The organism is Marinobacterium litorale DSM 23545 (assembly GCF_000428985.1).
Taxonomy (GTDB): Bacteria; Pseudomonadota; Gammaproteobacteria; order Pseudomonadales; family Balneatricaceae; genus Marinobacterium_D; species Marinobacterium_D litorale.
In genome coordinates this window covers 85865-99592 of the sequence record NZ_AUAZ01000006.1, presented here as the reverse complement: position 1 = coordinate 99592, position 13728 = coordinate 85865, and the positions used below count along the sequence as shown (strand labels likewise).

At 59.5% G+C, this 13728-nt stretch carries 12 protein-coding genes; 4 read left to right on the top strand and 8 right to left on the bottom strand.

Going from position 1 to position 13728, the window contains the following annotated elements:
- Window positions 1–33 precede the first annotated feature (33 nt).
- Window positions 34–507 (bottom strand): DUF4124 domain-containing protein, encoded by a 474-nt coding sequence (locus G403_RS0106970; protein WP_027853360.1) that lies wholly within the window; start codon window positions 505–507, stop codon window positions 34–36.
- A 300-nt stretch (window positions 508–807) separates the two neighbouring features.
- Between G403_RS0106970 and G403_RS0106965 the strand changes: the two genes are divergently transcribed.
- A complete protein-coding gene (locus G403_RS0106965; RefSeq protein WP_027853359.1) occupies window positions 808–1893 on the top strand; it encodes a TRAP transporter substrate-binding protein in 1086 nt (361 codons plus the stop codon).
- A gap of 52 nt (window positions 1894–1945) precedes the next feature.
- Here the strand turns inward: G403_RS0106965 and G403_RS22485 are convergent, their stop codons facing one another.
- Window positions 1946–2668 (bottom strand): SIR2 family NAD-dependent protein deacylase, encoded by a 723-nt coding sequence (locus G403_RS22485; protein WP_036232900.1) that lies wholly within the window; start codon window positions 2666–2668, stop codon window positions 1946–1948.
- A 33-nt stretch (window positions 2669–2701) separates the two neighbouring features.
- The gene (locus G403_RS0106955) at window positions 2702–3493 is read right to left on the bottom strand and encodes a TIGR00266 family protein (protein WP_027853358.1); all 792 of its coding nucleotides are present in this window, start codon (window positions 3491–3493) and stop codon (window positions 2702–2704) included.
- Window positions 3494–3731: 238 nt separating this feature from the next.
- Between G403_RS0106955 and G403_RS0106950 the strand changes: the two genes are divergently transcribed.
- Genes G403_RS0106950 through G403_RS0106940 form a run of 3 tightly spaced genes read left to right on the top strand, consistent with a single transcriptional unit; the run spans window position 3732 to window position 8031 of the window.
- Entirely contained in the window at window positions 3732–4688 is a 957-nt protein-coding gene (locus tag G403_RS0106950) for an AAA family ATPase (protein ID WP_027853357.1), read from the top strand.
- Window positions 4685–5908, top strand: coding sequence for a DUF58 domain-containing protein (locus G403_RS0106945; RefSeq protein WP_027853356.1), 1224 nt, complete (start codon window positions 4685–4687; stop codon window positions 5906–5908). The genes G403_RS0106950 and G403_RS0106945 overlap by 4 nt, the downstream gene beginning before the upstream one ends.
- Window positions 5905–8031, top strand: coding sequence for a transglutaminase TgpA family protein (locus G403_RS0106940; RefSeq protein ID WP_027853355.1), 2127 nt, complete (start codon window positions 5905–5907; stop codon window positions 8029–8031). Before G403_RS0106945 ends, G403_RS0106940 begins: the two co-directional genes overlap by 4 nt.
- 4 nt (window positions 8032–8035) lie before the next feature.
- Here the strand turns inward: G403_RS0106940 and efpL are convergent, their stop codons facing one another.
- From efpL to doeB, 5 genes are all read right to left on the bottom strand, one after another.
- Complete coding sequence (gene efpL / locus G403_RS0106935; RefSeq protein WP_027853354.1) at window positions 8036–8602, bottom strand: elongation factor P-like protein EfpL; 567 nt, start codon at window positions 8600–8602, stop codon at window positions 8036–8038.
- Between the two features lie 57 nt (window positions 8603–8659).
- On the bottom strand, window positions 8660–9601 hold the full coding sequence (locus G403_RS0106930; protein ID WP_036232896.1) for a 2-hydroxyacid dehydrogenase: 942 nt from the start codon (window positions 9599–9601) through the stop codon (window positions 8660–8662).
- Between the two features lie 79 nt (window positions 9602–9680).
- Window positions 9681–11051, bottom strand: coding sequence for an aspartate aminotransferase family protein (locus G403_RS0106925; protein ID WP_027853352.1), 1371 nt, complete (start codon window positions 11049–11051; stop codon window positions 9681–9683).
- Window positions 11052–11078: 27 nt separating this feature from the next.
- Window positions 11079–12569: an NAD-dependent succinate-semialdehyde dehydrogenase gene (locus G403_RS0106920; RefSeq protein ID WP_051298663.1), complete on the bottom strand. Its 1491-nt coding sequence runs from the start codon at window positions 12567–12569 to the stop codon at window positions 11079–11081.
- A 163-nt stretch (window positions 12570–12732) separates the two neighbouring features.
- Complete coding sequence (doeB, locus tag G403_RS0106915) at window positions 12733–13728, bottom strand: N(2)-acetyl-L-2,4-diaminobutanoate deacetylase DoeB (RefSeq protein ID WP_027853350.1); 996 nt, start codon at window positions 13726–13728, stop codon at window positions 12733–12735.

Sequence of the window (13728 nt, the reverse complement as noted above, 5' to 3'; positions counted from 1 at the left end):
CGCTTATATCCCTGGGACAATTACTTCACTAGATCACACCAATCCATCCCGAAAATAGAGATAATCCCGCTCATACTCCCCTACGCAGTAGGTCCATTTTTGCCCGCTGCCGGAGCGCTTGACCTCGCAGGGGTGGCCCCAGGCGCGGGTGGCTTGATCTTCATCCATACCGACGACGACTTTACCCAGTCCTGCCAGTTCATCGAGACGGCGCTGGTGCCGGCGCTTGTCGAGTATCCGTTGCGATTTTGCATCCATTCTGGATTCTTCAATGGCTCGCTCCTGGCGGCGCTGCTCGAAGGATTGTTCGGCACGGCGCTGGAGGGCTTTGTAGTTACCGGGGTTTGAAGTGGGTGGCGCGATTTTGACTTGTTCGGAGGGATGGTTGTCACAGGGTTGGGCCTGGAACTGGAGTCGCCCTTCGCTGTTGCGGCACTTGTATACTTCGGCCCATACGGGCAGCGCGGTGGCTGCGAGCGTGGCTGCCAGAGTGAGGTGTTTCAGCATGAGTCCTCCTTGACTCGCTAAGTGGTTTTTAAGGTTTAGACGATAGAGAAGCCGCTGCTGTCGGCGGTGTAGTCGATGGTGTAACCCATATCCTGCAAGGTACCGCAGGTCATATCGTCCAGGTAATTGGTGTCATTGAAATTAGCAGGAAGACCGGGGCTGAGCCAGTTTGATCAAAGGGACAGGAATATAGGTCAATCATGGACGTGAGAAGGGCTGAGGGGCCTTTTTCCCAGACCTCGGCCACGCTATGATCGGGCGGCTGACCTTACCGACAAATTATGACAATTGGACTGAACCATGATGAAAAGCTGCTTTGCACGGCTCAAGCCGGTCGCTGCGTTGGCGACCCTGCTGACGTTTGTTGGCACCCCGGCATTGGCCGAAGACACCTATACACTCAAACTGGCGGAGACCTGGGGCCCGAATACGCCGATCCTGGGTGATACCACCAAACACATGGCGGAGATGGCGGAAACCATGTCCGGTGGCCGTCTGAAGATTCGTATCGACTCCGGCAACAAGCACAAGGCACCGTTCGGCATTTTTGACATGGTGAAGGCCGGTCAGTACGACATGGGCCATACCGCGTCTTACTATTACAAGGGTAAGGTGCCAAACACCATGTACTTTACCACTGTACCGTTTTCCATGACCGTGCCGGAGCAGTATGCCTGGTTCTACCACGGTGGCGGCATGGAGCTGGCCCAGAAGGTATATGAGCCCCATGGCATGCTCTCATTCCCAGGCGGTAACACCGGTAATCAGATGGGTGGCTGGTTCCGAAAGGAGATCAACTCCGTCGAAGATCTTCAGGGTCTGAAAATGCGCACCCCCGGTTTTGCCGGTGAGGTGATGTCTGAACTGGGTGTTGCCGTGACCAATATCCCACCGGGCGAGCTTTACACCTCTCTGGAGCGCGGCACCATCGATGCGCTGGAGTGGGTTGGCCCTGCTCTCGATCTGCCGATGGGCTTCCACCGTATCGCCCAGTACTACTACTCCGGCTGGCAGGAACCCGCAGCTGAGGTGCAGTTCCTGGTGAACAAGAAGGTGTGGGATGATCTGCCGGCGGATCTGCAAGAGATCCTGCGTGTGTCCATGCGAACCGCAGCTTACGACATGTACACACAGAGCACGCATATGAACAGTGCAGCCTGGGATAAGATGAAGGAAGAGTATCCGAACGTGACCCACAAGGTGTTCCCGCCGGCGGTGATCGATGCGCTGCGTCAGGCCACCGAGAAGCTGCTGGTGGAGCAGGCTGAAGCCGACCCGCTGGCTGCTGAAATCATCGAGAGCCAGCAGAGCTACCTCAAGCAGGTTCGCAAATGGACCAACATCTCCGATAAGGCTTACCTGAACAGTATCTCTACTGTGGAGTAAGTCTCATCCGCGGAAAAGGTAAACCCCGTCCACTGTGGCGGGGTTTTTGTTTTCAGGCCAGCCACTGTTCGATCAGGTGGACCAGTTCCGAATCCTCGGCAAACGCCTCGGTGGCGCTTATGCGGTAGTGTTTGTTGTAGGGCGTAATCGATTGACGGTCGTAGGTGTTGGTGGGAGCGGGGTCCACGTAAAGAATCGTGGCCGCGGCCTGACTGCCGATATAGGCCTCGGCGCAGAAGGCGATGACGCTTTCGCTGCTGCCCACCACCACGACCAGATCCTCTTCTGTGAGACTGTTCATCAACTCGAAGAGCTCGGCATACACCGGTGCTATCTCACCGAAAAACACTACGTTGGGTTTGAAGCGGCCCTGTTGCGCCGTGTAGTCGAATGCCTCGTAGTGCAGCGGGATGATCTCCCGGCTGTCCAGATTGACCATCTCCAGCAGATTGCCGTGGATATGCCGGACCCTCGGGCTGCCCGCGCGCTCATGCAGGTCATCCACATTGGAGGTCATCAGAATGACGCGCTCCGGTGCCCCCTGTTGCACCTGCGCGATTTTGCGATGGGCGGTATTGGGCTCAACGCCGGCCAGAGCCGTACGTCGCTGGTTGTAGAACTGGTGAACAAGGTCATAGTTCTGCTCAAAGGTGTCGATATGACAGACATCTTGAATGCGGTGGTTTTCCCACACCGCATCGGAGCCGGTTCTGAAGGTGGGGACGCCCGACTCGGCCGAGACCCCCGCCCCGGTAAAAAAGATCACACGTTTCATAGCTATCCGGTTTGTTGGTTCCCGTTTGACGTATCAGCGGTCACCGTCGATCAGACGGCCCAACCCGCCCAGCACGGAGCCTTCGCCCTTATCGCTGCCGCCATGGGAGGGCGCGTTTGCGATAATGCGATCCGCCATGCGCGAGAATGGCAGGCTTTGCAGCCAGACGGTTCCGGTGCCGCGCAGAGTGGCCAGGAACAGTCCTTCGCCGCCGAAGATCATCGATTTCAGGTTGCCGGCACGCTGGATATCGTAGTCGATGCCCTCGGTAAAACCGACCAGACACCCGGTATCCACGCGCAGGGTTTCGCCATTGAGCTTTTTCTCGATGACCGTGCCGCCGGCCTGAATAAAGGCCATGCCATCGCCTTCAAGTTTTTGCAGAATGAACCCCTCACCTCCAAATAACCCGGAGCCGATGCGCCGGTTAAAGGTGATACTGACCTTGGTGCCCAGTGCTGCGCAGAGAAAGGCGTCCTTCTGACAGGTGATCCTCTCGCCATATTGAGCCATATCGAGCGGGACGATATTGCCGGGGTAGGGCGCAGCAAAGGCGACCCGGCGTTTACCGGCTCCGCGGTTGGTGAAATGTGTGGTAAAGATCGATTCGCCGGTGAATACGCGCTTGCCGGCGGAAAACAGCTTGCCCATGAAGCCTTCGTCGGGATCGGAGCCATCACCCATGCGGGTTTCGAAATCGATCCCTTCTTCCATGTAGGTCATCGCCCCGGCCTCTGCGATCACGGTCTCGTTGGGGTCCAGTTCCACCTCGACCAGCTGCATTTCAGAGCCGATTAATTCATAGTCCACTTCATGGCAGCGCATGGTTGAATCCTCTCTCATCCTGATTGGCGATAATCCAAACAGTTTAGCGAAGTTGGCCGAATCAAGCATACAGGGTTAACGCGCTTTGATTGACTGGCATTGGGGTTGATTTTAAGCTCGCGCACAGGAACAGGAAGTTCCATCCGGCCGTAATCCCAGGGAGGCTCGCTCTGACACCCGCCCCCATGTTCGGTTTGTCTGACTTCCTGTCGATCCTCAACCACCTGGGAGGCTCAGGATGAGCGAACATCTCAAGCATTTCAAAGCCCTGCACAGCAACATGGCGCAAGCCATTGTCGGTAAACATCGCACGCTGACCCTGGGGCTGATCACCCTGATGTGCCGCGGTCACCTTCTGTTGGAGGATGTGCCGGGCCTGGGTAAGACGATGCTGGCGCGGGCGCTGACCCGCAGTATCGATCTGGAATTTCGTCGTGTGCAGTGCACGCCGGATCTGATGCCCTCGGATATCACCGGGGTTTCGATTTTCAATCAGCAGGAGCATCGGTTCGAGTTCATGCCGGGGCCGGTGTTCTGCAATGTGCTGCTGGCCGATGAGATCAACCGTACGTCGCCACGGACACAGTCCAGCCTGCTGGAGTGTATGGCTGAGGCTCAAGTCACCACGGAAGGGGTGACCCGGACCCTGCCGGAGGTGTTCATGGTGATTGCCACCCAGAACCCGGTGGAGTATCACGGCACCTATCCACTGCCGGAAGCGCAGCTCGACCGCTTTTTCATGCGTCTCTCCATGGGTTACCCGGATCGCGATGCAGAGATTCGGATTCTCCAGCAGCAGTTCACCGGTCACCCCATCGATAACCTTAAGCCGGTTATTTCGATCGCCCAGTTGCGGGCTCTGCAGGAGGCGGTTGAGCAGGTGCATATTTCGGAGCCGGTGCTGGGCTATATCGCGGATATTGTGCGTGCCAGTCGGGAGCATCCGGATCTGGAGCTTGGCGCCAGCCCACGCGGCGCTCTGGCGTTGATGAAAGCGGCACGGGCGGCGGCGTTGATCGATGGCCTGGACTATGTGACGCCGGATCAGGTGATCAAGGTGGCTGAGCCGGTGCTGGCACACCGCCTGATCCTGAGTCAGCCGGCACGGATGAAGAAACTGCACGAAACGGACCTGGTGAAGGCGATTCTAAAGCAGGTTGAGCCGCCGGTCTTGGACGCGGCGCAGGCGTTGTGAGGGCGCTGACGGCGCTCAAAGGGATCTGGCGCCACCCGGGGTTTTGGCTAGGTACGCTGTCGGTGCTGATTCTGCTGGCGGCCTGGAATACGGGCGAAAGCCGCTTGTACCAGTTTGGCGTTTTGCTGAGTGCGACACTGATCGCTGGCTATTGGCTGCCACGGCGTAATGTGCGTGGGATCCATGTCAGTCGTGAGCTGCCGGCGGAAAGTCATGAGGGCGATGAGATCGAGGTGGCGCTCCAGTTGCAGGCCAAAGGCTTCTTTGCCCGCTATATGCTGCAGGTTCGGGATCGGTTGCCATTTCTCGATCAACCCGACTATCCGGTGCTGATTGCGCGGCTCAGGGGGCGGCAGCAGTTTCAATACAGCATTACCTGTGAGCGTCGTGGTATCCATACGATCGGCCCACTGCAGGTGAGCTCGGAGTTTCCGCTGGCATTGATGCGGGTGAGTCTGCCGCTGACCGATAGCCTGACCGAAATCCGGGTGCTGCCTTCAACCTTCCCGATACAGGGGCTGATGTTGGCGGGACAAACCGGATTTCCCACCGACAGTCATCAGGTGGGCCCGGCCAGTCGTGGTCAGGATACTTTCGCTGGCGTGCGGGATTATCGGCGCGGCGACAGTATGCGCCATATTCACTGGCGTGCGTCAGCGCGCCGGGGTGAGTGGGTGGTCCGCGAATATGAGCAGATCGAAAACGCTGAACTGGTGATTGTGCTTAATGCGGATCCGGGTGCGAACCCGGGTAGCGGCCGGGAGAGCTGTTTTGAATATGCGGTGCGTATTGCTGCATCACTGGCTCGTTATGCCACTGAAAATGGGCATAAGGTCGGCGTTTTCTGTCAGCAGATGGATGGTGTGCGCTGGCTGGCCCCAGACAGTGGCTGGCATCACTACCGCCATGCGCTGGAGTTTCTGGCCGGTGTAGAAGCCGACACGCCCGGCGATTATCGCCAGGCGGTTGAACAGGCAGCGACACTGGCCGGTCGACAGGGGCGGCTCTGGCTGTTCCACACCGCGGAGTCTCCTTCGACCATTCCGGCGGCACCCGCGCTGTCTTCTCGCATTGATCAGGCCCCGGTCCAGGTGGCGTTTGATGCCCCCAGCTTTCGTCAGAGAGCGGCAACCCAGGCGCCGTCCCTGCGCCAGATGGCGGTGCCAGACCTCTACTGGATCAGCCGCGGGGCCAATCTGGCGGAGGTGTTTGCATCATGAACGGGGGATTGAGTGGCGGCGTCTATGGGGCGCTGTGGATGATGCTGACGTTGGCCGCATTCGGCTGGACCAATAACCTGGTGGGCGCATTTCTAATCTCGTTGCTGGCGGGCGGCGCTCTGCTTTCCGGCTTCCGTTACAGCCGTGCTCCGGCCCGCTGGATGCGGCTGTTAAAAGGTTTCGCCGTTGTTATCGGGCTTCTGCTGGCGCTGCCCGGCTTAATGCGCGGTGACCTGCTGAACGGCATGATGATGCTGATGCTGTTCATCGCGTTGGGGCTGTCCTGTACGCTGAGCAACCGCCGTGAGCTGTTCATGCTGATCCTCGCGTCGATCGGCCTGATGCTCTACGCCTCAACCTATTCCCGCAGCTTTTCGATACTGCTCGCGTTGTATCTGCTCAGCGTCGTGATTGTGTTGATGCAGCTGCAATTGGCTCGCGTGCGTCAGCAGGTGGCGCAGTATCGAGGCCGTGGCAGCGCGCTGGCCGCATTGCCGGTGACCCTGTCCATTCTGGGCCTGACGGCAATCCTCTACTGGCTGTTGCCGCAACCCGAACCCACCTATAAATCCTGGGTGCCACAGGATGCTGAACTCACTTATGGCAACCGCGGTTGGGAGTCGATGGCAGATCAGCAGGGGCGCGCAAAGCGCGGGGGGCAAGGCAGTTCCGGCTCCGGCGGTGGCGGCTCGGGCCAGGGTGAGCAGGGTCAGCCACCGCCCCCGACATTGGCGCAGGAGCCGATTCTGGGGGAGGGCGGCGCGCCTGATAACGAGCCTCCCCGGCTGTTGTTAAAGGTGGACAGTGACTCCCGCCCGCTCCTGCAGGCCCAGATTTTCGATCACTTTAACGGGGAGAGCTGGAGCCGGGCGGCCCCGGGGATGGGAGACCGCTTTTACCGAGTGTCGGACGGCCTGTTCGAGCGTGATGTGCCGCGTGGATTCCCGGTGACAGTACAGCAGATTGAGGTTGTAGAAGAGATGCCCGGAGCCCTGCCGGTATCGCCAGTGGCGTTTCGCATCGCACTGCCGACCCGGGTGATCCGAATAGATCCAAGGGGGAATGTCTACCTGCCGGGGCCGTTAGAACCGGGATTGCAGTACCGGGTTGAGTCGGCTCGTGGTGAAGTGGATGGCCGCCGTCTGTCGCCTGGTCAGGCGGATGGAGCACAATGGCTGCAGTTACCGGGGTCTGCTCACGCGCTTTGCCCGTTAAGTGATCGTCTGGTGGCGGACCGCGCCCCCCTGGCCGCCGGCCGAGAGATTGAACGCTATCTGCTGGAGCGGGGAGCAGTCGTTGGCAAAATGGGCGGGTCCTCGCGCATTGAGCTGGATCCGGAGCAGTTCCAGGAGGGGGCGGGGCTAACGGCCATGCAGCGAATCAGCGCTTTTGCCTTGATGCTGCGCTGCCAGGGGATCCCGTCCCGGGTGGTGAGTGGATATCGCGCTGATACCCGTCACCCGATCAGCGGGACTTGGGAGGTCACTTCCGCGAGCGCCGTGGTCTGGGCCGAGCTCTATCTGCCGGGCCAGGGCTGGGTGCAGTTTGTTGTCAACGATAACCCGGGAACGGCTGCACGGTCGGCACTGGAGCAGGCCCTTGATTACGTGGAGCAACGGTTGCAAAGAGCGGACACGGGGTTGCTGGAGTATATCGGCCTGTCCATGGTGGCCGCCTTGCTCGGCGCTCTGATCGCCGTGTCACAGCTTCCGTTGTGGGTAAAACTGCTGTTGTTACTCTGTGCCTTGTTGGTTCTGGGGCTGTTGATCTGGGCGTGGCGCAACCGGGAGAAACTGCGTGATCGATGGCTGGAGCGGCGTTTTCTTCATCGCTTGCAGCAGTCACCGGAGAGGGCCGCAACTCATCTGCTTGCTGCGCTGGAAAGTTGGCTTGAGCGCCGGGGACAGGGCCGTGCACGGCACGAAACGGCCAGTCTATGGCTAAACCGGGTGGGCAACGATTACCCCTGGCTGCAGGATGTGTTGGTACCGGTGGAGATCGGCTTTAACCGCGAGCGCTATGCGGACAGCGGGGAGGGGATGACCGCCGCCCAGGCACAGACCTGCTGGCGCGCTTTTCGTCAGCGCATTGCCCAGCAGGGCTGGCAACTGGGCGAACGGTAGAGGATCAGGCGCGGGAACTGAACTTACCGGTTTCGGTATTGATCTTTACTTTCTCGCCGGTTTCCAGGTACTCCGGGACCTGGATCTCCAGCCCGTTGGCAAACCGGGCCGCTTTGGTGCGTCCGGTGGCGCTGGCCGCTTTCATACCGGGTACGGTCTCGACGATCTCCATAACGACGATGGAGGGCAGCTGGATCGAGATCGCCTGGCCATCCACGAGGGAAACCATAATCCCTTCCATGTTTTCGATCAGGTAGGGCAGCTGATCTTCGATAACATCAGCGTTAATACCGTACTGGCTGTAATCCTCGGCATCCATGAAGTAGAACAGATCATCCTCACGGTAGAGGTAGGAGCATTGACGGCGCTCCAGTGCCACATCCTTGACGATATCGTCACCCACGTAGGTGGCTTCATGCTTGCCGCCGCCGGGAATCTGGCTGAAACGGACACGATAAAGTGTCGACGCGCCCCGGGCTGTGGGGTTACGCACGTCGATCTGCTGGACCAGCATCAGCTTGCCGTCGATATCGATGACTTGGCCGCGCTTAAGTTCGGATGCCTTAGGCATAGGGACCTCGAAAGGTTGGGTTGAAAGTGCGCTATTCTACCGCCGTTTGCCCCGTAATCAGTAGCCCCGTCGATAGTTAACCGCAGGCGGAATGGTTCCATCTTTTTGGTAGGCCTGCAGATTGTCGCGGACGATTAAACTGGCGGTTTTGACATTGGTCGGCGCGGATATGTGGGGTAATACCGTAACCGCCGGGTGATGCCAGAAAGGGTTGTCCGGTGGCAGCGGTTCGGTGCTGAACACATCCAGCACGGCATGGCGCAGGGCACCCTGATCAAGCTGGCGTAGCAGGGCCTGCTCATCAAAAATTGCGCCACGTGCAAAGTTGATAATGGCGGCCTGGGGCTTGAGCAGGGCCAGACGCTGGATATCCATCAGGTGCTCGGTGTCGGCCGTTAAAGGCAGCAGGCTGACCAGAATATCGCAACGGGCCAGCAGGGCAGGCAAACGCTCCAGCCCGGCGTAATGATCGACACCGTCGATCTGCTGCTCGGACCGGCTCCAGGCACTGACACGGAAGCCGCATGTCAGTAGCGCCTCAATTGCCGCCCTGCCCAGCTTCCCGCTGCCCAGCACGCCAACCTCACACTCGTCAGGTGGTGTGTAGGGCCGCTGTTGCCAGATTTTTTCTTTCTGCTGGCGCGCATATTCCGGCATATCTCTGTGCAGATAGAGTGTCCAGGCCAGAACGGCTTCGCCCATGGTGCGAGCCAGCTCCGGGTCCTCCATACGCACAATGGGAATCTCCGCGAGCTCAGGCATTTTGACCATCTTTTCCACGCCGGCCCAGACGCTCTGTACCCAGCGCAAGCCTGTGAACCGGCGCAGTTCATCCGGAGAGGGGTTGGCGACAATCGCCACATCGGCGTTAGCCGCCTGATCTGTATTGAACTGCTCGGACGGGCGCACCTCGGTATCCGGCAGCACTGTGTTTAGCTGGGTTAACCAGGCGTCACGTTCATCGCTTTCGATATTGGCGATCAGGGGGATCGATCTCATGCCTTGTTCCTGCACAGTGTTAACGACAAAAGGGGCCGTTCAGGCCCCTTGCAGTTAGAACATCAGAAGACGGGTGGCGTTAGCCCAGCACCTCTTCGACCGCGCCTTGCAGAGCGCTGACCACCTGATCGCACTCTTCCCGTGTGATGCATAGCGGGGGCGCGAAGCCGAGGATATCACCCTGCGGCATGGCGCGGGCAATGACGCCGCGCTTGAGCAGGGCGGCTGCCAGTTTGCCACCTGTGGTGCCGACATTTTCGAAGCGGCGGCGCTCGGCCTTGTCCTCAACAAACTCTACCGCGCACAGCAGCCCTTCACCACGAACATCACCCACGTTGGCGTGGTCGCCGATGGCATCCTTCATCGCCTGCTTGAAGTAGGCGCCGGTTTCGGCTGCGTTGCCCACCAGGTTCAGCTCGTCCACCAGCTGCAGGTTGGCTACACCGGCGGCAGCACCGATCGGGTGCGCAGAGTAGGTCCAGCCGTGGCCGAATACACCGAACTCGTCAGTGCCTTGCTCCAGTACCTTCCAGACCTTGTCGGAGATGATGGAACCGGACAGCGGTGCGTAGGCGGAGGTCAGGCCCTTGGCGATGGTGATGATATCCGGCTTGAGTCCATAGTGAGTGGAGCCGAACATGCTGCCCAGGCGACCAAAGCCGGTGACGACTTCATCGGCGATCAGCAGGATATCGTGCTTGTTGAGCACAGCCTGAATCGCTTCCCAGTAGCCCTTGGGCGGCGGAATCAGGCCGCCGGTACCCAGCGCCGGTTCACCGATGAAGGCGGCGATGGTATCGGCACCTTCGCGTTCGATCAGCTTCTCCAGTTCCGCCGCACACTGGGCGGAGAACTGCTCTTCGCTCAGGCTGCCATCCTCACGGCCATAGTAGTAGGGCGCTTCGGTGTGGATAACCTGGGACAGCGGCAGATCAAACTGTTTGTGGAACAGGTGCAGGCCGGTTAGAGAGCCGCTCATCAGGCCGGAGCCGTGGTAGCCACGCCAGCGGGAGATGATCTTCTTCTTCTGCGGACGGCCCAGCACGTTGTTGTAGTACCAGACGACCTTGACGTTGGTCTCGTTGGCATCGGAGCCGGACAGGCCGTAGTACACCTTCGACATATGGTCCGGGGCTCGATCCAGGATCATCTTCGACAGGGTGATCGATGCTTCGGTACCGTGACCCACGTAGGCGTGGTAGTACGCCAGCTCATTGGCCTGCTTACTGATGGCGTCGATCACCTTCTGCTGGCCGTAGCCCACATTGACACAGTAAAGGCCGGCAAACGCATCCAGCAGGTTGTTGCCCTTCATATCATTGATAAAGACACCTTTGCCGCCGGTGACGACGCGGTTCGGTGCATCGCCACGGGCAAAGTCGGCCAGATGTGTGGAGGGGTGGAAAAAGTTTCCGCGATCCCAGCTTTCCAGTTCATTGATATCAGTCATAACATCCTCCAGTGGGTTATCCGGCGCTTATTCAAAGTCCCGGCAGACATATTTCACTTCAGTAAAGGCTTCGATGCCCAGCCGGGCACCTTCGCGTCCGATACCGGACTGCTTCATCCCCCCGAAGGGGATAGGCGCGCCGGTGACCTTGGTTCGATTGACCGCGACCATGCCGTACTGCAGGGCGCGGGTCAGGCGGTAGATACGGTGTGCGCTCTCCGTGTGGATATAGCTCACCAGACCATATTCGGTGTCGTTGGCACGACTGATCGCTTCGGCTTCAGTGTCAAAGGGCGCGATAGCGGCCACCGGACCGAAGGTTTCTTCATGGAAAATGGCCGCGTCAGCCGGTACATCCGCCAATACCGTGGGCTGATAGAACAGCGGGCCGGCCTTGTGGATATCTCCGCCGGTGAGCAGCTTGGCGCCTTTTTCAAGCGCGTCGCTGACCTGCTCCACCTGCTTGGCCACGGCTTTCTCGTTCATCAGCGGTCCAATGACCGGGTCATCAATACCCGGGCCGATGGAGAGCGCGGCGGTTTTCTCGGCAAAGCGTTTACAGAACGCGTCATAGACCGGGCGTTCGACCAGTATACGGTTGGCGGCCAGACAGTCCTGACCGGATGTGGCGAATTTGGCGTCAATGGCGCAGTCCACCGCATGCTCCAGGTCCGCATCGGCAAATACCAGAAACGGCGCGTGTCCACCCAGCTCCAGCACCAGACGTTTGACGGTGTCGGCACTCTGGCGGTACAGCAGCTTGCCGATCTCGGTGGAACCGGTGAATGACAGGGCGCGCACCTCGGGCATCTCGGTCCAGGGGCCTACAATGGTGGGGGCTTCGCCGGTCACCACATTGAATACGCCCGCCGGCATACCTGCGCGCTCAGCCAGTTCTGCCAGCGCCAGCGCCGAGAAGGGAGTTTCCCAGGAGGGGTGTGCCACCACGGTACACCCGGCCGCTAGAGCTGCACCCGCTTTACGGGTCAGCATGGCCGAGGGGAAATTCCAGGGAGTGATCAGGCCCGCGACGCCCACCGGTTCGCGCCAGAGTTCAACTTCGGCCCGCTCAAGGTGAGACATGACGCTTTCGATATTGAGGCGCTTGCCCTCTTCGGCGTAGTACTCCAGGAAGGAGGCGGCGTAGTCGATCTCACCCCGGGATTCTGACAGGGGCTTGCCCTGCTCCAGGGTCATCAGCAGTGCCAGGTCCTCTTTGTGCTCCATCATCAGGTCGTACCAGCGATCGAGGATCTTGCCCCGCTCCTGGGGTAGCTTGCGCGACCAGGCTTCGAATGCCGCGTTGGCCAGGTGCACTGCGTTGCGGCTCTGCTCAGCGCTCATGCTGGCGACAGAGCCCAACCAGACACCGTTGGCCGGGTTATAGACATCGGTCCGTGCGTCATTTTCACCGGAGCACCATTCGCCGTTGATGTAGGCAAATTCACGCAGCAGCGTCGGGTCAGCCAGAGAATCCAGGTGTGGATCGCGTTCGTGGCGTTTTTGAGTAGACAGCATAGTCTGGCCCTCCTGGGGAGTCTTCGATGTCAGCGTTGACTGTATTGTGGTTCAGGAAGCCGGGAGGTGTTTTCTTTAATCCTGCGGTTACGGGGAGAAACTCTCTTTTTACAGTGGGACCGGAAGAGAGAGTCTCTCTCCCGGTGGGACAATGACCGATGGGTTAGAGCACCTCACCGATCACGTAGAGGCAGTCGCCGATCTTGGCCAGCGACGGCACGTGACGCGCGATAACCATACCGTCCCGGGGGGCGCGGTATTCGCACGTGGGTACGGCGGTGCGCTCGATATTGTGGATCCGTGCCATCACCTGGCCCTCCCGGACACTATCGCCGAGGGATACACAGGGTTCCACCAGCCCGTTGTGCTCGCTGAACAGATAGGAGCGAAAGTCGGGCATATCCAGGCTCACCGTTTCTGTTTCCGGCAAGTGTAGTTCACCTTTCAGGATCCCGGCGTGGATCAGGAAATTATCCACACCGCGGCGGGCGATACCGACCGACTCGGGTGACGTGGTTCCAGCGCCCCCGAGCTCGGTGGTGACAAACACCTTGCCGCTCTCCTCGACCTGGGTGTCGTAGAGCCCGCTTGCATCGATCTCCAGCATCTGCACCCGGTAGGGCGCGCCGAACGCCTTGGCTGCCTCTTCACAGAGCTTCTGCTGGTGCTTGTCGTCCAGAATGTGCGAGGCGGAGAAGGGGACGAAGTCCAGCGTTTTACCGCCGGAATGGATATCCAGTACATAATCGGACATCGGCACCAGGTAGCGGGAAAAGTAATCTGCAATGACTTCGGTGGTGCTGCCATCAGGGCGGCCGGGAAAGATACGGTTCAGGTTGAGCCGGTCGATGGGCGAAACCCTTCGAGCCTGCTGAAACGCCGGGTAGTTCATGGCCGGGATGATGATCACGCGGCCCTGGATATCATCGATCTGCGGGCGGCCTGCGAAGTTGAACAGGGCCACAGGGCCTTCGTACTCGTCCCCGTGGTTGCCGCCAGTCATCAGTGCCGTGGGGCCATCACCATTCTTGAACTGGGTGATCGGGATCATGATCGCGCCCCAGGCGGATTCATCACTGGAGTAGGGCAGACGCAGGAAGCCGTGCTGAATCCCCTCTTTGTCGAAATCGATGGTGGCGGAGATTGGGTTGTTTCGCAT